Source organism: Dactylosporangium sp. CS-033363, assembly GCF_050942475.1.
Classification (GTDB): domain Bacteria; phylum Actinomycetota; class Actinomycetes; order Mycobacteriales; family Micromonosporaceae; genus Dactylosporangium.
In genome coordinates, this window is sequence record NZ_CP192032.1 from 1,284,176 (window position 1) to 1,309,557 (window position 25,382).

At 72.7% G+C, this 25,382-nt stretch carries 25 protein-coding genes; 16 read left to right on the top strand and 9 right to left on the bottom strand.

The window, feature by feature from the left end; genetic code table 11:
* Nucleotides 1-3: 3 nt before the first annotated feature.
* Nucleotides 4-570: a hypothetical protein gene (locus ACQPZ4_RS05920; protein WP_433056923.1), complete on the bottom strand. Its 567-nt coding sequence runs from the start codon at nt 568-570 to the stop codon at nt 4-6.
* 577 nt (nt 571-1,147) lie between these two features.
* On the opposite strand from ACQPZ4_RS05920, the gene ACQPZ4_RS05925 reads away from it, so the two are divergent.
* Nucleotides 1,148-1,678 carry a hypothetical protein gene (locus tag ACQPZ4_RS05925; protein ID WP_433056925.1) on the top strand — a complete coding sequence of 177 codons (531 nt, stop codon included), beginning with the start codon at nt 1,148-1,150 and terminating at the stop codon, nt 1,676-1,678.
* Here ACQPZ4_RS05925 and ACQPZ4_RS05930 read toward each other — a convergent pair.
* Nucleotides 1,626-2,603, bottom strand: coding sequence for a cobalamin biosynthesis protein (locus ACQPZ4_RS05930; protein ID WP_433056927.1), 978 nt, complete (start codon nt 2,601-2,603; stop codon nt 1,626-1,628). The two genes, ACQPZ4_RS05925 and ACQPZ4_RS05930, sit on opposite strands and share 53 nt — an antisense overlap.
* 109 nt (nt 2,604-2,712) lie before the next feature.
* Between ACQPZ4_RS05930 and ACQPZ4_RS05935 the strand changes: the two genes are divergently transcribed.
* From ACQPZ4_RS05935 to ACQPZ4_RS05950, 4 genes are all read left to right on the top strand, one after another.
* The gene (locus tag ACQPZ4_RS05935) at nt 2,713-4,251 is read left to right on the top strand and encodes a cobyric acid synthase (protein ID WP_433056929.1); all 1,539 of its coding nucleotides are present in this window, start codon (nt 2,713-2,715) and stop codon (nt 4,249-4,251) included.
* A 35-nt stretch (nt 4,252-4,286) separates the two neighbouring features.
* Nucleotides 4,287-4,961, top strand: coding sequence for a uridine kinase family protein (locus ACQPZ4_RS05940; RefSeq protein WP_433056931.1), 675 nt, complete (start codon nt 4,287-4,289; stop codon nt 4,959-4,961).
* Nucleotides 4,958-6,046: a M48 family metallopeptidase gene (locus tag ACQPZ4_RS05945; protein WP_433056933.1), complete on the top strand. Its 1,089-nt coding sequence runs from the start codon at nt 4,958-4,960 to the stop codon at nt 6,044-6,046. The genes ACQPZ4_RS05940 and ACQPZ4_RS05945 overlap by 4 nt, the downstream gene beginning before the upstream one ends.
* A gap of 542 nt (nt 6,047-6,588) precedes the next feature.
* Nucleotides 6,589-7,944, top strand: a complete 1,356-nt coding sequence (locus ACQPZ4_RS05950) for a dipeptidase (RefSeq protein ID WP_433056935.1) — start codon at nt 6,589-6,591, stop codon at nt 7,942-7,944.
* Nucleotides 7,945-8,086: 142 nt separating this feature from the next.
* Here the strand turns inward: ACQPZ4_RS05950 and ACQPZ4_RS05955 are convergent, their stop codons facing one another.
* The 3 genes from ACQPZ4_RS05955 to ACQPZ4_RS05965 all read right to left on the bottom strand — a co-directional run bounded on the left by ACQPZ4_RS05955 (nt 8,087) and on the right by ACQPZ4_RS05965 (nt 10,817).
* On the bottom strand, nt 8,087-8,824 hold the full coding sequence (locus ACQPZ4_RS05955) for a DedA family protein (protein WP_433056937.1): 738 nt from the start codon (nt 8,822-8,824) through the stop codon (nt 8,087-8,089).
* 167 nt (nt 8,825-8,991) lie between these two features.
* Complete coding sequence (locus ACQPZ4_RS05960) at nt 8,992-9,249, bottom strand: UBP-type zinc finger domain-containing protein (RefSeq protein ID WP_433056939.1); 258 nt, start codon at nt 9,247-9,249, stop codon at nt 8,992-8,994.
* Entirely contained in the window at nt 9,246-10,817 is a 1,572-nt protein-coding gene (locus ACQPZ4_RS05965; RefSeq protein ID WP_433056941.1) for a Na+/H+ antiporter, read from the bottom strand. The genes ACQPZ4_RS05960 and ACQPZ4_RS05965 overlap by 4 nt, the downstream gene beginning before the upstream one ends.
* Before the next feature lie 212 nt (nt 10,818-11,029).
* Here ACQPZ4_RS05965 and ACQPZ4_RS05970 point away from each other — a divergent pair, with 212 nt between their 5' ends.
* From ACQPZ4_RS05970 to ACQPZ4_RS05980, 3 genes are read left to right on the top strand one after another with little or no spacing between them, the layout of a single operon-like run.
* Nucleotides 11,030-12,250: a PP2C family protein-serine/threonine phosphatase gene (locus tag ACQPZ4_RS05970; RefSeq protein WP_433056943.1), complete on the top strand. Its 1,221-nt coding sequence runs from the start codon at nt 11,030-11,032 to the stop codon at nt 12,248-12,250.
* A complete protein-coding gene (locus tag ACQPZ4_RS05975) occupies nt 12,247-13,818 on the top strand; it encodes a sensor histidine kinase (RefSeq protein ID WP_433056945.1) in 1,572 nt (523 codons plus the stop codon). Before ACQPZ4_RS05970 ends, ACQPZ4_RS05975 begins: the two co-directional genes overlap by 4 nt.
* On the top strand, nt 13,815-14,267 hold the full coding sequence (locus tag ACQPZ4_RS05980) for a response regulator (RefSeq protein WP_433056947.1): 453 nt from the start codon (nt 13,815-13,817) through the stop codon (nt 14,265-14,267). Before ACQPZ4_RS05975 ends, ACQPZ4_RS05980 begins: the two co-directional genes overlap by 4 nt.
* Nucleotides 14,268-14,271: 4 nt before the next feature.
* Here ACQPZ4_RS05980 and ACQPZ4_RS05985 read toward each other — a convergent pair whose 3' ends face one another.
* Nucleotides 14,272-15,222, bottom strand: coding sequence for an AAA family ATPase (locus ACQPZ4_RS05985; protein ID WP_433056949.1), 951 nt, complete (start codon nt 15,220-15,222; stop codon nt 14,272-14,274).
* A 179-nt stretch (nt 15,223-15,401) separates the two neighbouring features.
* On the opposite strand from ACQPZ4_RS05985, the gene ACQPZ4_RS05990 reads away from it, so the two are divergent.
* Genes ACQPZ4_RS05990 through ACQPZ4_RS06015 form a run of 6 tightly spaced genes read left to right on the top strand, consistent with a single transcriptional unit; the run spans nt 15,402 to nt 19,739 of the window.
* Nucleotides 15,402-15,704, top strand: coding sequence for an urease subunit gamma (locus ACQPZ4_RS05990; RefSeq protein ID WP_433056951.1), 303 nt, complete (start codon nt 15,402-15,404; stop codon nt 15,702-15,704).
* Nucleotides 15,701-15,997 (top strand): urease subunit beta, encoded by a 297-nt coding sequence (locus ACQPZ4_RS05995; protein ID WP_433056953.1) that lies wholly within the window; start codon nt 15,701-15,703, stop codon nt 15,995-15,997. The genes ACQPZ4_RS05990 and ACQPZ4_RS05995 overlap by 4 nt, the downstream gene beginning before the upstream one ends.
* Complete coding sequence (locus ACQPZ4_RS06000; protein WP_433056955.1) at nt 15,994-17,700, top strand: urease subunit alpha; 1,707 nt, start codon at nt 15,994-15,996, stop codon at nt 17,698-17,700. The genes ACQPZ4_RS05995 and ACQPZ4_RS06000 overlap by 4 nt, the downstream gene beginning before the upstream one ends.
* A 2-nt stretch (nt 17,701-17,702) precedes the next feature.
* On the top strand, nt 17,703-18,356 hold the full coding sequence (locus tag ACQPZ4_RS06005) for an urease accessory protein UreF (RefSeq protein WP_433056957.1): 654 nt from the start codon (nt 17,703-17,705) through the stop codon (nt 18,354-18,356).
* Nucleotides 18,357-18,396: 40 nt separating this feature from the next.
* Nucleotides 18,397-19,056, top strand: a complete 660-nt coding sequence (ureG, locus tag ACQPZ4_RS06010; RefSeq protein ID WP_433056959.1) for an urease accessory protein UreG — start codon at nt 18,397-18,399, stop codon at nt 19,054-19,056.
* The gene (locus tag ACQPZ4_RS06015; RefSeq protein ID WP_433056961.1) at nt 19,053-19,739 is read left to right on the top strand and encodes an urease accessory protein UreD; all 687 of its coding nucleotides are present in this window, start codon (nt 19,053-19,055) and stop codon (nt 19,737-19,739) included. The genes ureG and ACQPZ4_RS06015 overlap by 4 nt, the downstream gene beginning before the upstream one ends.
* Here ACQPZ4_RS06015 and ACQPZ4_RS06020 read toward each other — a convergent pair.
* Nucleotides 19,723-22,692 carry a fibronectin type III domain-containing protein gene (locus ACQPZ4_RS06020; RefSeq protein WP_433056963.1) on the bottom strand — a complete coding sequence of 990 codons (2,970 nt, stop codon included), beginning with the start codon at nt 22,690-22,692 and terminating at the stop codon, nt 19,723-19,725. The two genes, ACQPZ4_RS06015 and ACQPZ4_RS06020, sit on opposite strands and share 17 nt — an antisense overlap.
* A gap of 41 nt (nt 22,693-22,733) precedes the next feature.
* Nucleotides 22,734-23,270: a DUF4240 domain-containing protein gene (locus ACQPZ4_RS06025; protein WP_433056965.1), complete on the bottom strand. Its 537-nt coding sequence runs from the start codon at nt 23,268-23,270 to the stop codon at nt 22,734-22,736.
* Between the two features lie 184 nt (nt 23,271-23,454).
* Here ACQPZ4_RS06025 and ACQPZ4_RS06030 point away from each other — a divergent pair, with 184 nt between their 5' ends.
* Nucleotides 23,455-23,886 (top strand): hypothetical protein, encoded by a 432-nt coding sequence (locus tag ACQPZ4_RS06030; protein ID WP_433056967.1) that lies wholly within the window; start codon nt 23,455-23,457, stop codon nt 23,884-23,886.
* Nucleotides 23,887-24,150: 264 nt separating this feature from the next.
* A complete protein-coding gene (yidD, locus tag ACQPZ4_RS06035; protein ID WP_433056969.1) occupies nt 24,151-24,573 on the top strand; it encodes a membrane protein insertion efficiency factor YidD in 423 nt (140 codons plus the stop codon).
* A 6-nt stretch (nt 24,574-24,579) separates the two neighbouring features.
* Here the strand turns inward: yidD and ACQPZ4_RS06040 are convergent, their stop codons facing one another.
* A complete protein-coding gene (locus ACQPZ4_RS06040; RefSeq protein WP_433056971.1) occupies nt 24,580-25,245 on the bottom strand; it encodes a permease prefix domain 1-containing protein in 666 nt (221 codons plus the stop codon).
* Nucleotides 25,246-25,382 lie beyond the last annotated feature (137 nt).

Genomic DNA, 25,382 nt, shown 5'->3' on the forward strand with positions numbered 1-25,382 from the left:
GGCCTAGAACCCGGCGGTGTCGGAGTACGCGGCCTCGGGAGCGTGCGACTGGTTGGGCGCGAACTGTTCCCAGATGCCACGCCGCCGCACCAGCAGCTTGCGGGACAACAGATGCCGATCCCCGGCGAAGAACACCCGGTCGACGGCCCGCCGCACCTTGGCCAGCCCGGGCGGCGACTGCGACCCGGTCACGATGACGACGTCCCGCGCGGGTACGCCGACGACGAGTTCGCCGGGCACCGAGCGTTCGAGACTCGCCCACAAACCCTCGGCCAGCAACAGGCTGGAGGCGATGCCCTCAAAGTTGAGCATGAGGGCCGGCGGCTGACCATGAATGCCGACCGCGTCGAGTCGAGCATCGAGGTTGTACGCGGCCTGGCGGCGCAGCATGCGGCGGGGAAGCTCCATGCGTTGCAGGTCGGCCCACGTCACAAGACGCTGACCGAACGGTGGGCCGTAGCTGTAGCCGACTCCCAGACCACCCATGAACTCATCGAGCACAGGCGCATGCACGTCGTCGCGACGACCGTCACGAGGCGGCGCGAGAACGGGGAGGAGCACGAGCTGCACGAGTGCAAACTAAGACCGTGACGGATGCGAGACAAGCTCTTGTTTTTGCGCCATCTGCTTGCTAGGGACGCAGTTCACCCGCAGACCCCCTGCCAGCCCCACTCGTACGTGTCCATATTTACCTCCGTTTGTATGCATCAATTCGGTGACGGACAGCAACCGCACCCCGGATGTGCCCGCTCACGTAACCAAACGAACCGATGCGAACACACTCGGCTGCACTTATCGTCGGACTGTCGATGGCGTCGGCTAACCCACCGAGCTCAGCGATCCCGCGGGCCGACACAGAGCGAGTTGCGCCGGTCACCCATCCACCAGCGCCGTCGGCCAATCCATCGGGCTCAGCGGCACGGGCAGATGGAGGTGAAGCGGGCTGTCGTCGACTGCGGCGACCGGTAGTGGCGCCGCTGGGACCCGTTTGATTCACGCGCGGGCGGCACAGGGTGAGCCAGCACGACCCGGAGGTGCTGGTCGACCGGCTCGCCAGTCGCCTGCAGGCGGACGCGCTGCACCTGCGCCCGGAGCTGCGGGCGGTGCGGCGTGCGGGCGAGTCGGGGCGGGCCAGTGCGGTCCGGAGGTGCTGGTCGACCGGCTCGCCAGTGGCCTGCAGGCGGACGCGCTGCACCTGCGCCCGGAGTTGCGCGCGGTGCGGCGGGCGGCGTGCATGCGAGTCGGGGCGGGCCAGTGCGGTCCGCAGGCGCAGGTCGACCGGCTCGCCAGTGGCCTGCAGGCGGCCGCGCTGGACCTGCGCTCGGAGCTGCGCGGGGGGCGGGGTGGGTCGGCGTGCGGGCGGGTCGGCGTGCGGACGCATCAGGCGGGCCAGTGCGACCGAGAGGCGCTGGTCGACCGTCTCGCCGACGACCTGCAGGCGGCCGCCCTGCTCGTGCGCTCGGAACTGCGCTCGGAACTGCGCTCGGAGTCGCGCTTCGAACTGCGCTTCGAACTGCGCTTCGAACTGCGCTTCGAACTGCGCTTCGAACTGCGCTTCGAACTGCGCTTCGAACTGCGCTTCGAACTGCGCTTCGAACTGCGGCCGGCGGTGGGCGTGGGGCGGGTCAGCGGGGAGTGGGTTTTCGGCGGCGGCGTCTGGCTAGAGCCAGGCGGGTGACGGTGGCCAGTGCCACGGCTGCGGTGCCGACGGCGAGGGTGAGGGTGGCGGCTCGGCGTACGTCTGCCGGGCCTGGGGGGCGGCCGTCGCCCAGGTAAGGGCGGACCTCGACGCGGGTGCCGTAGACGTTGCGGCCGCCTAGACGTACGCCCAAGGCGCCCGCTGCGGCGGACTCGCATTGGCCTGAGTTGGGGCTGGGGTGGTGGGAGCCGTCCCGCAGCCAGGTGCGCAGGGTCTGGGCCGGGCTGCCGCCGACCAAGGGGGCGGCGGCGACGGTCAGGGCGGCGGTCAGGCGTGCTGGGGCGAGGTTGGCGGCGTCGTCGAGGCGGGCACTGGGGGTACCGAAGCGGGCGTATCGGTTTGAACGGTGACCCACCATGGCATCGAGGGTGTTCACGGCGCGGTAGCCGACGATGCCGGGGACTCCGGCGATCGCCGCCCAGAAGAGCGGGGCCACGATGGCGTCCGACGTGTTTTCGGCCAGCGACTCGACCGTCGCCCTTGCCAGGTCGGGGGTCTCCAGGGCGGAGGGGTCGCGGCCGCACAGGTTGGGGAGCTGGCCGCGGGCGGCTCGCAGGTCGCCGGCTTCCAGTTTGTCGGCCATGATGCGGCCCTCACGGGCGAGGCTGGTGCCGCCCAGGGCGGACCAGGTGGCGGCGGCGGTCAGGGCGGTGCGGGCCAGGGGGCGGTTTCGGGTGAGGTGGGCGGCTGCGGCTGCGGCCAGGACCGGGATGCCCACCGCCAGGGCCGTGAAGCGGACGCCGGCCTGGCGGGTGTCGGCGTAGAGGCGGCGTTCGAGGGCGGCGGCGAAGCGGCCGAAGCCGGCTACCGGGTGCCAGCGGCGGGGGTCGCCGAAGATCGCGTCGAGGAGCGCGCCCAGGGCTATGCCTGTCGCGTCCGCTCTTGCGCCTGCCTTGGAGGTCATGGGGGGAACGTACCGGGGAGGTGTGACAGTTTTGGGGTGGTGGGCGGATTTTGGCTGGTCAGTGGGGGCCTTCGAATTTCTGTCGTACCCGCGGTCCAGAATGGGCGGCGTGGAAGGCAAGGGTGGTCTGCTCGTCGCGGGAACTACGTCGGATGCGGGGAAGAGCCTGCTGACGGCGGGAATCTGCCGGTGGCTGCACCGGCGAGGGGTCAACGTCGCGCCCTTCAAGGCGCAGAACATGTCGAACAACTCGGCGGTGGCGATCGAGCCGGACGGGACGGGCGGTGAGATCGGGCGCGCGCAGGCGTTGCAGGCGGTGGCGTGCGGGCTGGCGCCGAGTGTGCGCTTCAATCCGGTACTGCTGAAGCCTGGATCGGATCGCCGCAGCCAGGTGATCGTGCTCGGGCAGGCGGTCGGGCACATCGGGGCGGCCAACTACGCGGAGATCAAGGACCGGCTGCGGGCGACGGTGCTGGAGACGCTGGAGGAGCTGCGGCGGCGGCACGACGTGGTGATCTGCGAGGGGGCGGGCAGCCCGGCGGAGATCAACCTGCGGGCGATGGACCTGGCCAACATGGGGCTGGCGCGGGCGGCGGACCTGCCGGTGATCGTGGTCGGGGACATCGATCGGGGCGGGGTGTTCGCGGCGCTGTTCGGGACGGTCGCGCTGCTGGACGCCGAGGACCAGGCGCTGGTGAGCGGGTTCGTGATCAACAAGTTCCGGGGTGATGCGGGGCTGTTGCGGCCGGGGGTGGAGTCGCTGACGGCGCTGACCGGGCGGCCGACGTTCGGGGTCGTGCCGTGGTCGTATGACTTGTGGCTGGATGCCGAGGATTCATTGGCGTACGACGGGCGGGTGCTGGGGCGGCCGGCGCCGGCGCGGGGGAGCCAGTGGTTGCGGGTGGCGGTGGTGCGGCTGCCGCGGCTGTCGAACGCGACGGACGCCGAGGCGCTGGCGTGCGAGCCCGGGGTGCAGGTGCGGCTGACGGTGGAGGCGGCGGACCTGGCCGATGTGGACCTGGTCGTCGTGCCCGGCAGCAAGTCCACTGTGGACGATCTGGCCTGGCTGCGGGAACGGGGGCTCGCGGACGCGATCGTGCGGCACGCCAAGGCGGGGCGGCCGGTGCTCGGGATCTGCGGCGGGTTTCAGATGCTGGCGGAGCGGATCGACGACGAGGTGGAGAGCGGGCGGGGGACCGTCGCGGGGCTGGGGCTGCTGCCCGTCGACATCGCGTTCGCGGAGCGGAAGACGCTGGCGCTGCCGAGCGGGACGGCGTTCGGCGGGGTGGCGGTGCGGGGGTACGAGATCCATCACGGGCAGGTCACCCGGGCCGCCTCGGAGCCGCTGATCCGGCTGGCGGACGGGACCGGGGAGGGGGCGGTGGCCGGGAACGTGTTCGGGACGCACTGGCACGGGGCGTTCGAGTCGGACGGGTTTCGGCGGGCGTTTCTGATGGAGGCGGCCCGGCTGGCGGGGCGGCACGGGTTCGAGGTATCGCCGGATACGTCGTTCGCGGCGCTGCGGGAGCGGACCGTGGATGTGCTCGGGGACCTGGTGGAGGAGCATCTCGACACCGAGGCGCTGTGGCGGCTGATCGAGGGGGGCGCGCCGAAGGGACGGCCGACGATCACTGTGGGGCTGCAGTAGGGGCCCGAGGGTTCAGGGAGAGGAGCGGGGGAGCGGTGAAGGGGACGTTTGCGGAGCTGGCGGAGACGGTGCTGGAGCGGCCGGCTCGGTTGGGGGCGGTGCGGCTCGTCGGGGTGGACGGGCGGGCCGGGGCCGGGAAGACGACGTTCGCGGGGCGGCTGGCTCGGGAGCTGGGGCGGTCGCGGCGCGTGACCGTGCTGCACACCGATGACTTTCTGGATGGGTGGAGCAAGTTGCTCATCTGGCAGCCGCGGATGCGGGAGTGGGTTCTCGAGCCGTTGCGGCGGGGACAGGCGGGGGCCTATCGGCGGTACGACTGGGAGGCCGAGCGGCTCGTCGACGAGTGGACGGCCGTCGAGGTGCCGGATGTGTTGATCGTGGAGGGGGTGGGCAGCGCGGCGGTGGGGATGCGGGGGGACCTGACGCTCGGGGTGCTGGTCGGGGCGCCGCGGGAGTTGCGGTTGCGGCGGGGGCTGGAGCGGGACGGGGAGCGGTTGCGGGGGGAATGGGAGCGGTGGATGGCGGCCGAGGACGGGCATTTCGCCGAGGACCGGCCCGAAACGGGCGTGGATGTGCTGGTCGACGGGGCGGCCGAGGAGGCGCATGATGCGGAAATTGAGTACATCATCGGCACGAGCGGGTGGACGGGTCGCGCAACACTGAGGGACGATCCGGAAAGCAGGCCGGACGGGGAGGAGCGGAGCGGATGAGCACTGACGAGGCGCAAGGCGGTAATCCTCCGGCGCGACGGCGGGTGGTGCTGACCGGGATCAGCTCCCGGGCCTGGGAACACCCGGCCGACCGGGGGGCCCTGGTGGCGCTGCGGGAGTTGCGCGGATTCGACGATGTGCTCAAGTCACTGCACGCGCTGTGGAATGAGCGGGCGTGGCGGCTGCAGTTCCTGGGGAATGCGATTCGGGTTGATCACCGGCAGTACCCGCGGGTGCATCGGCTGCTGGCCGAGGCGGCCGCCTCGCTGGACGTGGCCGAGCTGCCGGAGCTGTTCGTGCAGCAGGACCGGAACATCAACGGCATGTGCATCGGCATGTCGAAGCCGTTCATCGTGGTGAACTCCGGGGCCGTGGAGCTGCTCGACGACGACGAGCTGCGCTGCATGCTCGGGCATGAGCTCGGGCACTTGATCAGTGGGCACGCGGTGTACCGGACGATGGTCATGATTCTGACGGACTGGGCGATCCGGTTGGCCTGGCTGCCGGTCGGGTCGATGGTGCTCCGGGCGATCGTGGCCGCGCTCATGGAGTGGTGGCGCAAGGCCGAGCTGTCCGCCGATCGGGCCGGGCTGCTCGCCTGCCAGGACCCGGCGGCGTCGCTGCGGCTGGCCATGAAGCTGGCCGGGGGCGGGGACCTGTCCGAGGTCGACACGACGGCGTTCCTGGAGCAGGCGGCCGAGTTCGACCGGGCCGGCGACCTTCGCGACAGCCTGATCAAGATCCGGATGGTGACCGCGCGGTCGCACCCGATGCCGGTGGCGCGGGCGGCCGAGGTGCGGGCGTGGGTCGACAGCGGGGAGTACCAGCGGATCCTGTCCGGGGATTACCCGCGGCGGGATGACGATGGCAACGCGTCGGTGAGCGAGGAGATCAAGGCGGCGGCGAACTCGTACCGCGAGGCGTTCAGCCGGTCGCAGGACCCGCTCGTGTCGCTGCTGCGCAAGCTCGGGGACGGGGCGGCGGACGTCGGCGGCTGGGTCGGCGCCGGGGCCGGGCGGATGCGGGGCTGGATGCGCGGGGACGGGACCGACGGCGGGGGCGGGCGGACGGCGACGGAGCCGTAGGGGCTTGCTGCGACGGCGCGGCTCCGGGCTGAGAGGTCCGGGCCGCGCCTCGGCCGAGCGTTCCGAGATGGGGCGCTTCGAGGCGGGCGCTTCGAGGTGGGCGCTTCGAGGTGCGGCCCTTCGAGGTGGGGGCTTCGAGCTGGGGCGCTTCGAGGTGGGCTTCGAGGTGCGGCGCTTCGAGGTGGGGGCTTCGAGCTGGGGCGCTTCGAGGTGGGCTTCGAGGTGCGGCGCTTCGAGGTGGGGGCTTCGAGCTGGGGCGCTTCGAGGTGGGCTTCGAGGTGCGGCGCTTCGAGGTCGGCGCTTCGAGCTGGGGCGCGGGGTGAGTGTGGGCTGCAGTCATGGCGGCGTCCCGAGTCCACCAGGTGGGCTGCGGCTCGCATCGGCAGCGCCCGAGCCCACGGTGAGCTGCGGCGAGCTGCGGCGCGCGGCTGCGGGGTGCCTGAGAAGACCGGTGAAGGGCGCCGGGGTGGTGGGTGTGAGCGGGGCCGGCGAGAAACGGGGCGCCGAGCGCGGCGGCGTGGCGTGCGCAGTAAGTTCGGCGTATGACAGTGCGAACCGAGGAAGAACTTCGCGCCGCGATCCGGCGGGAGATGCCGGGCGTACGCGCCGATCTGGAAGCGCTTGTCCGGATTCCGGGCATCGCGTTCGCCGGGTTTGATCACAGCCACGTCGAGCGGTCGGCCGAAGCCGTGGCCGAGCTGCTGCGCGGGGCCGGGCTGCCCGATGTGAAGATCGTGCGCAAGGGCGGCCAGCCTGCGGTGATCGGGCGCAAGCCGGCCCCCGCCGGGGCGCCCACCGTGCTGTTGTACGCGCACCACGACGTGCAGCCCGTGGGCGATCTGCAGCAGTGGAAGAGCGACCCGTTCGAGCCGGTCGAGCGCGACGGGCGGCTGTACGGCCGCGGGGTCGCGGACGACAAGGCCGGCGTCATGGCCCACGTGGCGGCGCTGCGCGCGTTCGGCGACGACCTGCCCGTCGGCGTCGTGGTGTTCATCGAGGGCGAGGAGGAGTACGGCTCGGAGTCGCTCGAGGACCTGCTCCGGGAGTACCGGGACGAGATCGCCTCTGACGTGATCGTGATCGCCGACTCCGGCAACTGGGCCATCGGGCAGCCGGCGCTCACGACCGGGCTGCGCGGCATCGTGAACGGGTTCGTCGAGGTGAAGGTGCTGCAGAACGCGGTACACAGCGGGATGTTCGGCGGGGCGGTGCCGGATGCGCTGATCTCGCTGTCACGGCTGATCGCGAGCCTGCACGACGACAACGGGGACGTGGCGATCGAGGGGCTGCTGCGGAAGGAAGCGGCGCCGCTGGTGTACCCCGAGGACCGGTTCCGGCGCGAGGCGGGCATGCTGGAGGGGGTACAGCTGCTCGGTACCGGCAGCCTGGTCGAACGGGTCTGGACGCGCCCCTCGCTGTCGATTCTCGGCATCGACGCCCCGGCGACGCAGGGCGCTCCGAACGCGTTGATCCCGCGGGCCAAGGCGAAGTTCAGTGTGCGCATCGCACCCGGTGATTCAGCCCAGCGGGTGTACGAGGCGGTCAGCGCCCACCTCCGCAAGCACGCGCCGTGGGGGGTGCAGGTGGACATCGAGCTCGAACAGCTCGGGGAGCCGTGCACGATCGACGCGACCGGGCCGGCCTACGACGCGGCGCGCGCGGCGTTCACGGCCGCCTGGGACGGGGCGGAGCCGGTCGACATGGGCATCGGCGGGTCGATCCCGTTCATCGCGACGTTCCAGGAGATGTTCCCGAAGGCGGCGATCCTCGTGACCGGCGTCGAGGACCCGGACACGATCGCGCACGGACCGAACGAGAGCCTGCACCTCGCCGAGTTCGAGCGGGTGTGCATCGCCGAGGCCCTGCTGCTCGCCAAGGTCGCCCAGCTCACCGCCTGAAAAACCGCCCGAAACACCGCCTGAAATGTGAAGAATGCCCGGCAACAAAACCGGGCATTCCATTATGAAAGAACCAAATCCCCCGTCGGGGTATAAGTCCGAAATGTCGCGGCGCGCCAGCGCCCGACATTTCGTGACCAAATCACTGAGGCGTAGATTCCAGCCCATTCGCCGAGACCACAACGGCCTCCGCGGCGGCCAGCACCTGCAGAGCGGCCAGCGGCTCGACCGCCGCCAGCGTCTCCATGGCCGAGCGCTGCCGCCGAATCCGGATCGGCCGCACGACCGGCTTGCGCATCCGCGTGGCCAGCCCCAGCAACGGCGCCCCCGCCACGAAGAGCAGCGCCCCCGCGGCGACCAGCAGCAGCGGCAGCCACGACGACTCCGCCATCGCCTCGCCGCCGAAGTGGCCGAGCAGCGCGCCGTACGTGGCCCAGAGCATCGCCGCCACCACGTCGTACGTGGCGAACTTGCGCGTCGAGACCCCGTTGCGCCCCGCGTACAGCGCGGTGACCATGCGCCCCGCCGGGATGAAGCGGCAGAAGAGCACGGCGAGGAAGATGTGGCGCTGCATCGCCTCGTGCAGCCAGGCGGTGACCTTGGCGGCCCGGCGCGGCAGGGTCCGGGTGCGGCGTTCGCCGCGGCGGGCCAGGCGGCGGCCGACCAGGAAGGCCAGCAGGTCGCCGGCGACCACGCCCGCGGCGCCGGAGAGCACGAGCAGCAGCAGCTCGACGTGGCCGGAGGCGGACAGGATGCCGCCGCCGATCATGAGGGCCTGGGCGGGTACGACGGGGACGAAGGCGTCGACGGTGAGCAGGACGAGAACCGTGGCGTACAGGACGCTCGGCGTGGACACGAGGTCCAGCACGGTGCTCACCATCTTTGACTCGCCATGCCCCGGCCCCCTACCAGAAACGAACACTTCCCCCGTTGACCATGGCAACACGGTTGCACCCGAACGCATGCCCAACTGCAGACGATTGTGGCCCGCGTCTCCTTTGAAATGGCTGAGAACACGCATACCCGCAGGTGGGAACCACCGGTGAACTAACCCAGCGTCTCGTGCACGAAGCACCACCGCCAGAACTCGCCCGGTTCGATCGATTGCATCACCGGATGGTGACTGACGAGGAAATGCTGGGTGGCGTGGCGGCGCGGCGACGAGTCGCAGCAGGCCACATGGCCGCACGCCAGGCACTGGCGCAGGTGTACCCAATCGGTGAAGCCGCCCGCCACGCATTCCGGGCAGCCGTCCACCTCCGGCGGCTCGACCTTCTCCGCCGCCTCCAGATGCACGCAGGTCACAGGTCCCCCCGCTCGAGCAGTGACTCTTCCAGGTCCATGTCGCGCTGCGCCTGGCGCAGCGTCTCCTCCGGGATTCTCCCCGAGTCGCGCGCCTTGCGGAAAACATCCCGCTCCGCGCTCAGCATCTCGCGGCGCAGCCGGGCGTACGCGGCGGACGGCGTTTCCCGGTCCGAGCGGCCCAGCCGCTCCCAGGCCATGTTGGAACGGCTCAGGGCCATCTGCCGGAGGCGCTCGACGACGCCGTCGGGCGCGTCGCCCGCGATCTCCTCCAGGCGGGCCTTGCCGGCTCGGGTGGCCTCGTGCTGTACCGACGCCTCGGCCAACGCGTCCTCGGTCCGGTCGTCGCCGGGCACCTTGAGCCAGCGCGCGACCGTGGGGAGCGTCGCGCCCTGCAGGACCAGCGTGGCCACGATGACGCCGAAGGCCAGGATGACGAACAGGCCGCGCGGGTAGTCCAGGCCGTTCGCGAGCGTCGCGGGCAGCGAGAGCGCGGCGGCGAGCGTCACCGCGCCGCGCATGCCGGCCCAGGAGATGACGGCCGGCCCGGCCAGCGACGTCGTCCGGCCGTTCCGGCGGGCGCGGGGGAGCAGGCGGGCGAGGTACGCCGTGGGGAACAGCCACACGATCCGCGCCACGATCACCACGCCCACCACGGCGGCCAGGGCGCCGATGGTGAACGCGAACGAGCGCTCCACGTCGGCGACGAGCGCGCGCAGCTGGAGCCCGACGAGCAGGAAGACAGCCCCCTCCAGCAGGAACTTCACCATCCGCCAGAAGGCGTCCATCTGCAGCCGGGACGCGGCCGACATCAGGGTCGGCATGCGGTGGCCCAGCGACAGGCCGCAGACCACGACCGCGACCACCCCGGACGCGTGGATGGACTCGGCCGGCAGGAACACCACCCACGGGGTGAGCAGCGAGACCGCGTTGTCGATGAGCGGGTTGGTGACCCGCTTGTGCACGAAGCCGATGAGCAGCCCGCCCGCCACGCCGAGGGCGACGCCGCCGAGGACCGCGACCGAGGCCTCCCGCGTGATCGACCAGCCGTCCATCGCCGTGCCGACCGCGGCGGCCACCGCGACCCGCAGCGTGACCAGGGCGGTCGCGTCGTTGATCAGGCTCTCGCCCTCCAGGACGGTGACCACGTTGCGCGGCAGGCCGATGCGCCGGGCGACCGCCGTGGCCGCGACGGCATCGGGCGGTGCCACCACGGCGCCAAGGGCAAGACAAGCCGCCAGTGGTACTCCCGGCAGCAACATCTGCAGCGTGAACCCCACGGCCGCCGTGGTGAACAGCACGAGCCCGACCGCCAGCAGCAGGATCGGGCGCAGGTTGAACTTGAACGCCGGCACCGAGGTCTCCAGCGCCGCGACGTAGAGGATCGGCGGCAGGATGCCGATCAGCACCACCTCGGGATCGAGCTCGATCTCCAGAACCCCGGGGATGAACGAGATCACGATGCCGACGATCACCAGCAGGATCGGCGACAGCATGCCGATCCGGCGGGCCAGCACCGAGGTGGCGACCACGACCGCGATGAGTCCGACGATGTTTTCCAGCCCGTGCACGGGCGAAGCTTATCCACGGCGCCGTCCGCCACCGTGACGAGTGACCGGCGCCACACCGCACGTGGAAAACCGCGCGGGTGACCGGCGCGTGCAAGACCACGCCCGAGCCTGAGACACTTCATCCCGCACATGCAGCAGACCGCGTCGTAGGGGAGGATCGCCTCATGTATGTCGTGCGGCAAATACCTCGTCCCTCCGGGCGGCGGTGAGGCATGGCCGACGTCAGCACGACCGTGGACCTTCGCAACCGGCGGCTCGGACCCATCGCCGGCGAGCGGATCCGCGTGCTGCTCGTCGAGGACGACCCGGGCGACGCGTTCCTGGTCCGCGAGCTGCTCGCGGAGGCCGACGCGCCGTTCGACGTCGACGTCGCGCAGACGATGCGCGAGGCCCGCCCGCGCTTCCGCGAGGTGCACTGCATCCTGCTCGACCTGGGCCTGCCCGACGCCAGCGGCCTGGACGGGCTGCGCCAGGTGCTGCAGCACGTGGCCGGGGCCGCCGTCTGCGTGCTGACCGGGCTGGAGGACGAGCACCTCGGCACCGCCGCCGTCGCCGAGGGCGCGCAGGACTATCTGGTCAAGGGCTCGGTCGACGGGGCCGGGCTGGCCCGCGCCGTGCGCTACGCCGTCGAGCGCAAGCGCGCCGACGAGCAGGCCCGGCTGCTGCGCGAGTCCGAGCTGCGCCAGGCCGAGTCGGAGCGGCTGGAGTGGGGCCTGCTCCCGCAGCCGCTCATGCGCGACGTGCCGGCGAAGCTGTTCAACATCTACCGCCCCGGCCGCGACCGCGCGCTGCTCGGCGGCGACTTCTTCGACGCGATCGGGGTCGACGGCGGCAGCCGGCTGCACCTGCTCATCGGCGACGTCTGCGGGCACGGGGTCGACGAGGCCCCGCTCGGCGTCGCGCTGCGGGTCGCCTGGCGCGCCCTGGTGCTGGCCGGCGTGCCCGAGGAGCACATCCTCGACTCCCTCGAACAGGTGCTGGTGGCCGAGCGGCGCACCGACGAGCTGTTCGCGACCGTGGCGGTGGCGACCGTCGACTTCGGGTCCAACGTCGCGCGCATCCGGCTGGCGGGCCACCCGCCGCCGATCCTGATCTCCGGCGACCGCGCGGTGCCGTGCGATGTCGACCCGGGCCTGGTGCTGGGTGTCGTCCCCGGGATGCCCCGGCCGGCCGCCGAGATCCCGTTGGGCCCTCCGGGACAGTGGTCGCTGCTGCTGTACACCGATGGCCTGATCGAAGGTGCCGCGGAGCCCGACGCGAGGTCGGCCGACCGCCTCGGCATCGACGGCCTGTGCCGGGTGCTCGCCGGCCCGAACCGCGCCGAGCCCCGCGACCTGCCCGGCTGGCTCACGCTGCAGGCCGAGGCCCACAACGGCGGTCCCGTCCAGGACGACATCGCCGTGCTCGTCCTGACCCCCTCGAGGAGCTCATGAACCCCTCCACCTGGTCGTTGTGGCGGCGCATCACCGCACTGTGCGCCGTCGTCGCCGGTCTGCTCGTCGTGATCGCGGTCGGCGCCACGGTGGCGGCGGCGGCCAATCGCAGCGAGACCGGGCAGGTGATGGACCGCCTGACGCCCGCCCTCGTCAACACCGAGCGCCTGTACTCCCAGTTGCTGCGCCAGCAGTCCAGCGTCCGCACGTTCCTGCTGACCGGCAAGGACTCGGATCTGGACAACTACCGCGACGGGCAGGGCCAGGAAGCCGCGATCATCGCGGACACGAAGCGCATGGTCGCGGACGAGCCCCGGCTGCTGAGCGCGGTCGACGGGATCGCCGCCGCCACCGCACGGTACCGCCGCGAGATCACGGAACCGCTGATCGGCCAGACGCGGGCGAACGGGGTGAATCCGGACACCGCGGCGCCGACCGACCAGTCGCGGGCCGTCTACAACGACGCCGCCGGGCAGATCAACGCGCTGTCGCAGCTGCTGTCGGTCCGCCGCGACGAGGTGACCAGGCAGGTCCGCACCTCCGGCAACCTGGTCGTGCTGCTGCTCGTCTTCGCGGCCGTGGTGGTCGTGGTGGCCGGCGTCGTGCTGGCCTTCCTGCTGCGCCGGCTCGTCACGCGCCCCGTCACCGACCTGGCCGGCGAGGTCCGGCGGGTGGCCGGGGGCGACTACGAGTACGAGATCAGCAGCACGGGACCGCCTGAGCTCACGGCGCTCGCGGACGACGTCGACACCATGCGCCGCCGGATCAACGCCGACCTCACCGACGTGCAGGACTCGCGGCGGCTGGTCGAGGAGGCCAACCGCATGCTGGAGCAGCAGGCGGCCGAGCTGACCCGGTCCAACCGGGACCTGGAGCAGTTCGCCTACGTGGCCAGCCATGACCTTCAGGAGCCGCTGCGCAAGGTGGCGAGCTTCTGTCAACTGCTGCAGCGCCGGTACTCCGGGCAGCTCGACGAGCGCGCCGACCAGTACATCGGCTTCGCGGTCGACGGGGCTCAGCGGATGCAGCGGCTGATCAACGACCTGCTCGCCTTCTCGCGCATCGGGCGGCTCACCAGCGGGTTCACCGACGTCGACCTCAACAAGGTGGTCCTGGACGCGACCGCGCAGTTCGACGCCCAGCGCGAGGCGACCAACGCCGAGATCGTCTTCACCGACCTGCCGGTGGTGCACGGCGAGGAGCCGCTGCTGGGCGCGCTGTTCAGCAACCTCATCGGCAACGCGATCAAGTTCCGCCGGCCCGACGTGCCGCCGCGCATCGTGATCCAGGCGACGCCGGGCGAGGGCGAGCAGGAGTTCGAGATCAGCGTCGAGGACAACGGGATCGGCATCGAGCCCGAGTTCGCCGACAAGGTCTTCGTCATCTTCCAGCGGCTGCACGCCAAGGAGACCTACCCCGGCACGGGCATCGGCCTGGCCATCGCCAAGAAGATCGTCGAGTACCACGGTGGAAGGATCTGGATCGATCCGTCGCCGCGCGAAGGTACGCTGTTCCGGTTCACGTTGCCGGTACCTGTTCCCGCTCTTGCTGAGGAGTCCGCCTCATGACCGCACCCGCGGAATCGTCCCTCCCGATCGAGGTGCTGCTCGTCGAGGACGACCCGGGCGACGTGCTCATGACCCAGGAGGCGTTCGAGGAGCACAAGGTCCGCAACAAGCTCAACGTGGTGCAGGACGGCGAGGAGGCGCTGGCCTACCTGCGGCGCGAGGGCAGGTTCGCCGACGCGACCCGGCCCGACCTGATCCTGCTCGACCTCAACCTGCCGCGGGTCGACGGCCGCGAGGTGCTGCAGGTCATCAAGGAGGACCAGGACCTGCGCCGCATCCCGGTCGTGGTGCTGACCACCTCGCAGGCGGACGAGGACATCCTGCGCAGCTACTCGCTGCACGCCAACGCCTACGTCACGAAGCCGGTGGACTTCGACAGCTTCATCGCGGTGGTGCGGCAGATCGACGAGTTCTTCGTGAGTGTCGTCAAGCTGCCGCCGCGCAGCTGAGCGGCTACTGCTTGCCCGCGTGTACCTCGGGCGGGTTGTGGGCCGGCACCGGGAGCTCGATCTTGTGGACCCGGTCCCAGGCCTCGATGACCGCCGAGGTGACGTGGGCGCGGAAGTAGTCGTTCGCGCTCAAACGGTTGGTGACGGATTCCTCGTTCTCCGCGAGCAGCAGGCCCGGCACCAGATGGAAACCGTTCTGCACCGCGGCGCTGAGCCGGCGGTGCCCGTCGATCACGTAGTAGTCCTGCCCGCTGTGGCCGATCGTCAGCGGCTCCAGGTCGCCCGGGGCCGCGCCCGCCAGCTCCTGCGCGAGTGTCTCGTCGGCGAAGTCGATCTCGCGCGTGGGGTACACCCGCATCGGGTCGAGCAGCAGCAGCGGGGCGCGCTCGCGGAGGATCTCGGCGCCGAGGCGGCCCTCGAAGGCGGCCTGCACGGCGGAGACGACCTGGTCGGGGTTGGCCCGGGTGCTGTCCGCGACGAGGTCGTAGTTGCGCAGCCGGTACTTGTCCGCGCCGTACCGCGTCAGGAAGCGCATCCGCTCGCTCTCGCTGCGGCTGTGCAGCTCCCGCTTGGCCTCCGCCATGGAGGCGTAGTTCTCGACCTCGGAGTGCGGACGGGCCAGCACGCGACGGGCGGCCTCGTTCGGCTCGGTGATCAGGTGGACCTTGAACGCCTCGTGGAAGAAGAACCAGGCCAGCCGGCTGTCGACGATGAGCTGCTCGCCGGACTGCGCGATCTCGCTCTGCAGGTTGTCCACCGCGCTGTCGATCGCGTCGTCGAGCTCGGCGTGGAGGTTGAGCTGCAGGGCGGTCATGCCGCGGCGCTGGGCCATCTCCCGGTACATGTCGCCGACGCTGATGCGACGCAGCCCGAGGCGCTTGGAGAGCTCGACGGAGACGGTGGACTTGCCGCTGCCGAGGTCCCCGTTGATGACGACCGACCGGTGATTGCTCATGCGCCAACTCTCCAGGTAGTGAGGCGTCGCGAGCCTAACACGCTCCTGTTGCAGGCCATTTCTTCGTTCTACCCACGGAGTACGAAGCGGATTCACCCGAACGGGCTGCGCAGGGAGGTAATGCGGAGGAAACATCGGGGTGGCAGCATCCGGCCACCACGACCGACGGAGGTCACACGTTGTTCCTGACCCGCCATGAGCAGGAGCGCCTGCTGATCCACGTCGCCGCCGACGTGGCCCAGCGCCGCAAGGACCGCGGGCTGAAGCTCAACTACCCGGAGGCCGTCGCGATCATCACCGCCTTCCTGCTGGAGGGGGCGCGGGACGGCCGGACCGTGGTGGACCTGATGGAGGCCGGGCGGCACGTGCTCGGCCGCGCCGACGTCCTCGAGGGCGTCCCCGAGATGCTGGCGGAGGTGCAGGTGGAGGCGACGTTCCCGGACGGCACCAAGCTGGTGACCGTTCACCACCCGATTCCGTGATCCCCGGCGAGGTGCTCCCCGGCGACGGGCCGGTGGAGATCAACGCCGGCCGCGCCGAGCTGGCGCTCACGGTCCGCAACACGGGGGACCGGCCGGTGCAGGTCGGCTCGCACTACCACTTCGCCGAGGCCAACGACGCCCTGGAGTTCGACCGGGCGGCGGCGCTCGGGCACCGGCTGGGCGTACCGGCGGGAACGTCCGTCCGGTTCGAGCCCGGCGTGGCCCGCGAGGTCGTGCTGGTGCCGCTCGCCGGCCGTCAAACCGTCCCCGGGCTGCGGAAGAAGGCCTCATGAGACTCGACCGGGAGCGGTACCGCACCCTCTACGGCCCCACCGCCGGCGACCGCGTGCGGCTGGCCGACACCGACCTGTTCATCCAGGTGGAGCAGGACCACTGCGCGGGCGGCGACGAGGCCGTCTTCGGCGGCGGCAAGGTCATCCGGGAGTCGATGGGGCAGTCCCGCGCGACCCGCGCCGAGGGCACTCCCGACACGGTGATCACCGGCGCGCTCATCCTGGACCACTGGGGCATCGTCAAGGCCGACGTCGGCATCCGCGACGGCCGGATCGTCGGCATCGGCCGGGCCGGCAACCCGGACATCATGGACGGCGTCGACCCGGCCCTGGTCATCGGCCCGGCCACCGAGATCGTGGCCGGCAACGGGCGCATCCTCACCGCGGGCGCCATCGACTGCCACGTGCACCTCATCGCCCCGCTGATCCTGGAGGAGGCCCTGGCCAGCGGCATCACCACGATCGTCGGCGGCGGCACCGGCCCGGCGGAGGGCAGCAAGGCGACCACCGTCACCCCGGGCGCCTGGCACCTGGCCCGGATGCTCGAGGCGCTCGACCCGTGGCCGATCAACGTGCTGCTGCTCGGCAAGGGCAACACCGTCTCCGAGGAGGCGATGTGGGAGCAGCTGCGCGGCGGGGCCGGGGGCTTCAAGCTGCACGAGGACTGGGGCACCACCCCGGCCGCGATCGACGCCTGCCTGCGGGTCGCCGACGCCTCCGGCGTGCAGGTGAACATCCACACCGACACGCTCAACGAGGCCGGCTTCGTCGAGGAGACCCTGCGCGCGATCGCGGGGCGGAGCATCCACGCGTACCACACGGAGGGAGCCGGCGGCGGCCACGCGCCCGACATCATCACCGTCGCCTCGCACCCGAACGTGCTGCCGTCCTCGACCAACCCGACCCGCCCGTACACGCGCAACACGCTCAGCGAGCACCTCGACATGCTCATCGTCTGCCATCACCTGAACCCGAGCGTCCCCGAGGACCTGGCCTTCGCCGAGAGCCGCATCCGCCCGTCCACGATGGCCGCCGAGGACCTCCTGCACGACCTGGGCGCGATCTCGATCATCGGCTCCGACTCCCAGGCCATGGGCCGCGTCGGCGAGGTGGTCCTGCGCACCTGGCAGACCGCCCACGTGATGAAGCGCCGGCGGGGCTCCCTGGCCGGCGACGGGCCGGCGGACAACGAGCGGGCGAAGCGGTACGTCGCGAAGTACACCATCTGCCCGGCGGTTGCCTCCGGCATCGATCGCGAGGTCGGCTCGATCGCGGTCGGCAAGCTGGCCGACCTGGTCCTGTGGGACCCGGCGTTCTTCGGCGTGCGGCCCCACGTGGTGATCAAGGGCGGGGCGATCGCCTGGGGCGCGATGGGCGACGCGAACGCCTCCATCCCGACGCCCCAGCCGATCCTGTCGCGCCCGATGTTCGGCGCCTACGGTGCGGCGGCCCCGGCGACGAGCCTGGCCTTCGTGGCCCCGGCCGCGATCGAGGACGGCCTGGCCGAACGCCTCGGGTTGCGCCGCCGGCTGGCCCCGGTCGCGAACACGCGCTCGATCGGCAAGGCGGACCTGCCGCGCAACGACGCCCTGCCGCGCATCGAGGTCGAGCCGGACACCTTCACGGTGCGCATCGACGGCGAAGTGGTCGACCCGGACCCGGTCGAGGAACTTCCCATGGCGCAGCGGTACTTCCTGTTCTGACCATGAACACCGACCTGCTGATCCTGGCCGACGGGCGGTTCCCGTCGGGTGGGCACGCGCACTCCGGCGGCCTGGAGGCGGCGGTCGCGCGCGGTCGCGTCGCGGACCTCGACGGCGTGCGGGCGTTCCTGCGGGGGCGCCTGCGCACGGCGGGGCTGGTCGGGGCGGCGTTCGCGGCCGCCGCGTGTGCGCGGCCGGATGCGATCGAGGAGCTCGGCGCGGAGCTCGACGCGCGGACGCCCTCGCCCGCGCTGCGCCTGGCCGCTCAACGCCAGGGCCGCTCGCTGTGCCGGGCCGCGCTCGTGGTGTGGCCGGGGGAGCACGTCGAGCGGGCCGCGCGGGCGCGGGTCGCGCAGCCGATCGCGCTCGGGGTCGCCGCGCACGCCGCGGGGCTCACGCCGCTGGAGGCGGCCCAGATCGCCGCGTACCACGCGATCTCCGGGCCGGCCAGTGCGGCCGTGCGGCTGCTGGGGCTCGACCCGTACCGCGTGCACGCCGTGCTGGCCGAGCTCGGCGCCGAGTGTGACGACGTGGCCCGCGAGGCCGCTACATCCGCCCGTGGACCGATCGGGGACCTGCCGGCGGCATCGGCGCCGCTGCTCGACGTCTCCGCTGAGGACCACGCCGCATGGGAGGTACGACTCTTTGCATCCTGAACACGATCACGAACACGATCACGAACACGGTCCGGACGAGGTGCCGCACACGCATCCGCACCCCGACGTGGACCCGCATCACCCGCTGCCGCAGACCAGGCGCGCCGTGCGCATCGGGATCGGCGGTCCGGTCGGCTCGGGCAAGACGGCGCTCGTGGCCGCGCTCTGTCGCAGCCTGTCGGAGGATCTGCGGGTGGCGGTGGTGACCAACGACATCTACACCACCGAGGACGCCGACTTCCTCCTGCGCAACGGGGTGCTGCCCGCCGAGCGGATCCGTGCCGTGGAGACCGGCTGCTGCCCGCACACCGCGATCCGCGACGACATCTCGGCCAACCTCGACGCGATCGAGGAGCTGGAGGAGAGCCTCGGCGCGCTCGACGTGATCCTGGTCGAGAGCGGCGGGGACAACCTCACCGCGACGTTCAGCAAGGGGCTGATCGACCGGCAGATCTTCGTGGTCGACGTGGCCGGTGGGGACAAGGTGCCACGCAAGGGCGGGCCGGGCGTCACCTCGGCCGATCTGCTTGTGATCAACAAGACCGACCTCGCCCCGCTCGTCGGGGCCGATCTCGGGGTGATGGAGCGGGACGCGGCCGCGCGGCGGGGGGAGTTGCCGACCGTGTTCCTGTCGCTGGTCGAGGACCGGGCGGCCAAGCCGGTGCAGGAGTGGGTGCGCGGCCTGGTCGCCGGCGCATGAGGGCGGCGGCGCGCATCGTCGCCGAGCTCGAGGGGGCGCGTACGGTCCTGCGCGTCCTCAAGGGCGAGGCGCCGCTGCTGCCCCGGCGTACCGGCGCGCACAGCGTGCACCTCGTCGGCGGCGCGGCGGGGCCGCTCGGGGGCGACGAGCTGAGCCTGGAGCTGGAGGTGGGCCCGGGCGCCGAGCTCTGGGTCCGCACCGTCGCCGCGAGCATCGCCCTGCCCGGGCGCGACGGGGCCGAGTCGGTGCTGGCCGTGCACGCCACCGTGGGGGAGGGCGGCTTCCTGGCCTTCCTGCCCGAGCCCATCGTCGCGGCCGCGCGCTGCCGCCACCACAACGTGTCCACTGTGGACCTGGCCGAGGGCGCCCGGCTGCTTTGGCGCGAGGAGGCGGTCCTCGGCCGCTACGGCGAGGCGCCGGGTGACCTGCGCCTGTCCACCGCGATCCGCCGTGCGGGCCGCCCCTGGTACCGCAGCGACGTCACGCCCGCCGCCGGCCCGGCCGTCCTGGGTGGCGCGCGCGTCCTCGCGACCCTCGTCACGACCGGGACCGCGACGGCCTCGGCGACGGCCACCGCCGCGACCATGGCCCTGGTCGGCGGCGGGTCGGTGGTCACGGCGCTCGGCGACGACCTCGCCGAGACCCGCGCGATCACCGACCCGCTGACTACGCCGGCGCCCTGACCGGCCGGCGCCCGGCCAGGCGCAGCACCGTGCCGGCCCCCAGCGCGCCGAGGCCCGCCATCGCCATCGTGGTCAGGGCCAGGCCCGTCACCGGCAGCGCGGACGACGCCGCGGGCACCGTCACGGCCAGCGCCAGCGTGTGCGGCACCCCGTTCGCGTCCACGCCCAGCGCGACCAGCCGGTGCTCGCCCGCGGCCAGCCCGGCCGGCACGGTCACCGGCTGGCGCACGTCGCCGTTCGCGTCCGCGACCGCGGCGGCCAGCAGCTTCGCGGTGGAGTACAGCGCGATCGTCACCGTCGAGTGCGGCGCGAAGCCGTGGCCGAGCACCGTGATCCGCTCGCCCGGCGCGGCCGTGTCGATGTCGCCGCGGTCCGTGGTCAGGGCGGCGTTCGCGGCCGGGGCGGTGGCCGGCAGGCTCGGGGCCGTCGCGGTGACGCTCGGCGAGGTCGCGGCGGCCGAGTCGCGGCCGAAGGTGCCCTTGGCGATGACCGTGACCGTGACCGGGGTGCCCGCGACCGCGCCCAGCACGCAGCCGGTGCCCGTCGGGCCGGTCTCGCAGCCGGCCGGGCCGGGAGTGGCCGTCGCGACGTAGCCGGCGATGCCCGAGCCGGCCGCGCCCGCCGTCCAGTGCACCGCGATCGAGGCCGTGCCCGCGTCGACCGTCACCGTGGGCGCGGACGGGGCGATGCTCGGGGTGCCGGTGACCGCCGCGCTCGGGAGGGAGTCGACGGCGCCGCTCGCCACGACCGTGATCGTGTACTGCGTCCCGTTGTCCAGCCCCGCGATCGTGCACGAGAGCGCGGGCGCGGCGACCTGGCACTCGGGCCGCGGCGAGCTCGCGCCCACCGGGACGGCGGTCGCGTGGTACGTGATGCCGCCGCCGGCCGGGCTGCCCGCGGTCCAGGTGACCGTGGCCGTACCGTCGCCGGGCACGATCGACGCGATGGTCGGCGCGCCGGGGGCCTCGACCGCGCTCAGCGCCGCCGACGCGGACGAGGCCGGGCCGCTGCCGGCGCCGTTGGCCGCGGTGACCCGCACCTGGTAGGACGCGCCCACCTCCAGGCCGGACAGGGTGCACGGGCTCGCCGCCGGGGCCGCGCACGGGCCGCTCGCGACCACCGCGAAGGCGCCGCCGTCCTTCGCCACCTCGACGGTGAAGCCGGTCGCGGGCCGGTCGGTGCCGCCGGGGTACGTCCAGGCGACCTTGATCGCCCGGTCGCCCGCCAGGCTCAGGGCCGGCGCGCCCGCCGCGACCGGCGTGGTGACCGCCGTGGCCGTGGCCGTCGCGGCCGACTGGGGGCCCTCGACCGCGCCGGCCAGCGAGGCGATCTTGAACGTGTACGCGGTGCCCGGCGTCAGGCCGGTGACCGTGCACGGGCTCGTGGTGGGCGCGGCCGCGCAGGTGCCGGCGGCGACGGGCGTGTAGGCGGCGCCGTCCGAGCCGTACACCTTGACGGAAGCGGCGCTGCCGGTCCAGGCCACGGTGAGGGTCCCGGGCGCGGTCGCGGTGACCGTGCCCGGCGCCGGCGCGGGCGGTGCGGCCACGGCGGTCACCGCGGCCGAGGGCGAGGACGCGGCGCTGACCCCGGCCGCGTTGCCCGCCTGCACCTGGAAGCGGTAGGAGGCGCCCGCGGTCAGCCCGGTGACCGTGCAGGGGCTCGCGATCGGCGCGCCCGCGCAGGTGCCGGCCGCGGCCGGGGTGAACGTGCCGCCGTCGCGGGAGACGAGCACCTGGTGGTCGGGCGCGGGCGCGGCGGGCGTGGACGGGTCGGCGAAGGTGACGGTGAGCGTCAGGTCGCCGGTCGCCTCGGCCGACACGGTGCCCGGCGGCGCGGGCGGCTCGATCGCCGTCGCCGTGACCGGGTCCGACGGGTCGCCCTCGATGCCGCGCACCGAGGCGACCTTCCAGTGGTACTCCTGGCCCGGGGTCAGCCCCGTGAGGCCGCACGACGGGCCGGTGGGTGCGGCGCAGCCGCCGGTGGTGAGCTCGGTGTACGGGCCGCCGCTCGAGGTCGCCTGGTAGACCGTGTAGGCGTCGGCGCCGCCCGCCGGCGCGGTCCAGCCCAGGTCGACCGCGCCGGAGCCGGGCCCGACCTGCGCGGTGAGGCCGCCGGGCGCGGGCGGGCCGACCGGGGTGATCGCGATGGAGCCGGTCGCGTAGTTGTCGCCGGTGCCGAAGCTGGGCGTCTCGTCCTGCCGCGCCGGGTCCACGTAGCTCGACCCGCCGCCACCCGGCCCGCCCGGGCGCGAGGTGCTGGCGCCGCCGCCTCCGCCGCCGTAGTACCCGCCGCCGCCCCCGTGGCCCTCGTTGCCGCCGCAGCTGCACGAGCCGCCGTTGCCGCCGCTGCCCGCCGCGCCGGCCGTGCCGTCCAAGGCGGCCGGGCCGTCGAAGGCCGCGCCCCCGGCGCCGCCGGCGCTCTGGGTGCCCGGGCCGCCCTCGCGGCCGTACTCGTCGCCCGCGACCGTCATGTCGTAGCCGGGGGTGGCCGGCTTGCCGCCCGAGCCGCCGTCGTAGATGACGCCGCCGCCCCCGCCGCCCGCCACCACGGTCCGGTCGCCCAGGCCGCAGGTGCTCGTGGCCGCGCAGGTGCCCTGCCGAATGTCCGAGGCCCCGCCGCCCCCGACCCCGTCCGAGCCGCCGGCCGCGCCGCCCCCGTTCCAGCCGTCCCGGCCGCCGACCATCACCTGGATCTTGCCGCCGAGGGCGGGCGGCACGGAGATCAGCGCGGTGACCGCCCCGCCCGGGCCGCCGTTGTCGCCGCCGCCCTGCGCGCCCTTGGCGACGACCTTCAGCTGGGTGACCCCGGCCGGGATCGTGTACGTCTGGATCGCCCCCGTGGCGGCGAACGTCGTCGTCGTGGCGGCGGCCGCGGGCTGCTGGACGAGCGCGACGAGCGCACCGGAGCCGACCGCGGTGGCGAGGAGCGCCCCGACGGCGCGCAAGGTATTCACACGCTCAGTCGTAGTACAACAACTGTGCGTAATGTGGACATTTACCGCAGAAATAGTCCAGCGATCTTCGGCAGGTGCTTGCGGACCTCGGCGTCGTCATCGTCGTCCCAGTCGTCGTCGACGAGCGGGGCGACCTGGCCCGTGCGGGCGCGCAGGAGCATCGGGTAGTCGTCGGTCTCGCCGTACAACTCCTCGGCCAGGTCCTCGACCTCGCGCGGGGCGAGCTCGTGGGCGGCCAGCTCGCCCGCCGCCACCGCGCGCAGCACCGGGTCGTCGGCGAGCGCGTCCGGATCGGCGACCGCGCGCTCGTAGACGTCGCGCCCGCGGGCGATCAGCCCGTCCACGAACGCGTCGGCGTAGCGGGCCACCACGCGGCCGGTCGCCCACATGGCCGAGGAGTTGGCCCGGGCCTGCAGGCGGGTGCGGTGTGCGTCGAAGTCCAGCAGCTCGCCCTTGTCGAGCGTGGCCAGCCGCATGCGCAGGGCGGCGGTGAACCGCTCGGCGAACCCCGGCGTGACCTGCTCCCCGGCGGCGGAACGGGCACCGTCGACGATCGACCAGAAAGTATCGCTGTCCACGGCAACGCAGTCTTTCATCCCGACGCACCCTCCGGCCAACTTCCGCGCCCGAATTCGGGCGCGGAACGGCCCCCGAGGGCGTTGCCGTGGTGGCACGTTTCCGGGATTCGCGGCCCCCGCGGCGACCGTAACGTTCTTCATGCAAGGCCACACCACAACGAACTTCTCACCGAAGGAGCGCACCATGAGCGACATCGACAGCTACGACGGCGGCGACACCGGCCACGGCGACGTGGACTACGGCCACTACTCGGCCGGCCAGGAGCACGACGCCCTCGACCAGCTGCACCAGGCCCAGGGCTCGGAGCACGACGCGCAGTCGCAGTTCGGCGTGTACGAGAACGACCACCACGCGCAGGAGTCGACCGACTTCTCGACCGGCAACCACGTCGAGTACGACCAGCCGGCCGCGGTGCACTACGAGGCCGACAACTACACCAACTACAGCCACGACGCGTCCGAGGACGACCACGTCTTCGCCGCCGAGGGCTCGCAGTCGACCCACTCGGCCGAGTTCTCCGAGCTCGACGCCCTGCAGCAGCGCTTCGACGCCGCGTTCGCCGAGGGCACCGAGTACCACGCCGACGGTGGCGCCGGCGAGATCGCGGCCAAGTAAAGCAACCCCCCTCTCATGGTGTGGCTTCGGCCGGGCCGGCGGTTCAGCCCCGCCGGCCCGGCGCCTCACCCGACTGTTCAGCTCGATCGCGACGCACTCGGTTGTTCGACTTCGTCCGGGTGTCCGGGACTGTCCGGACATTCCCGGCCGCCCGCGCGAAGTCGGCCATCCGGGTGCGTTTTCGTGTGCGTCGCGCACCCCGGCAGTGTCGGAGCCGCGACGCTTCCTTGATCGTTGCTCTCCGGCAAGGTCACAATCGCCGCCATGGGAGTTGGCGAGTACGTCGGGATGTGGCGGGCGCGGCGGCGGCACCAGCGGATGCAGGACCAGCGCCGCAGGCGCCGCAACGACCGGGACTGCGGTCCGGACTGCGACTGCGACTTCTGCGACTGCAACCCGTTCATGCTCGGCTCGCTGCTGTCGCTCATGGCCATCTCCGCGCCCTCGCGCGCGCCGCGGCGGGACGCGACCGGGCCGGGGCGGGCGGGCATGGTGGCGATCCGCGGGTACCAGAAGTTCCTGAGCCCGCACCTGCCGTTCCACTGCCGCCAGACCCCGTCCTGCAGCAACTACGGCCTGCAGGCGGTCCAGCGCTACGGCCTGGTCGAGGGCTCCCGGCTGACCGCCGCGCGCATCAAGCGCTGCAACCCGTCGACCCCGCGCGGCACGGTCGACCCGGTGCCGTAGGCCGGATCACGACGCGCGGACGCAGCGCAGCCCGGAGTACGTCATCACGGCCGGCAGCACGACGGTGAGCGCCGAGGCGGCCATCGACAGGTCGGACGCGCTCGCCGTCTGGTGCGCGCTCCACGTCGGGCTGAACGCGGACAGCAGCGTGCCGCCGGCGACGAAGAAGGCGACGACGCCGATCGCGCCGATGCCCGTGGCGCGCACGAACCGGCGGCCGACGTCGACGTAGCGGCTGCCGATCCCGCAGGCGACGGCGGCCAGCAGAGCCCCCACGACCACCACGTACGTCGCGTAGTCGACCGCGTTGGCCAGGACCATGTAGGCCGGGCCGGGCTGCCAGTTCCAGCCGGTGGCCGCCTGCCGCCACGCGACCTCGGAGACCAGCGCCTGGGTGGCCACCGCCGCGCCGACGAGGATCGCGGTCCGGCGGCCCTGGGCCAGCGCCAGCTCCCGCTGATAGTCGGGCGCGAGCGCGCCGACCGGCCCGAAGTCCTCGACCGCGGCGCGCTCGGCCGCGGACCGGTCCAGGCCCTCGTCCTCGTACCGCTCGGCGGCGTCGATCAGCCCGTCGCGGGCCTCGGTGAGCAGGTCCGCCTTGGCCGCGCGGGGGCCGCGCAGGGAGCCGCGCAGCGCGGCGACGTAGGCGTCGATGGGGCCGGCAGTAACCACGTCCTCAGCATGCCCAAGGCCGGTCCGCGAGGCAGTCCGGGTTCTCCCTGAGCTTTCCCCGGGTTCGGCGGCCGGGCCTGGCTTTTGCCACGAAACCCGGGCCACCCTACCTGTAGCCGTTCTACATGTAGGGAGAC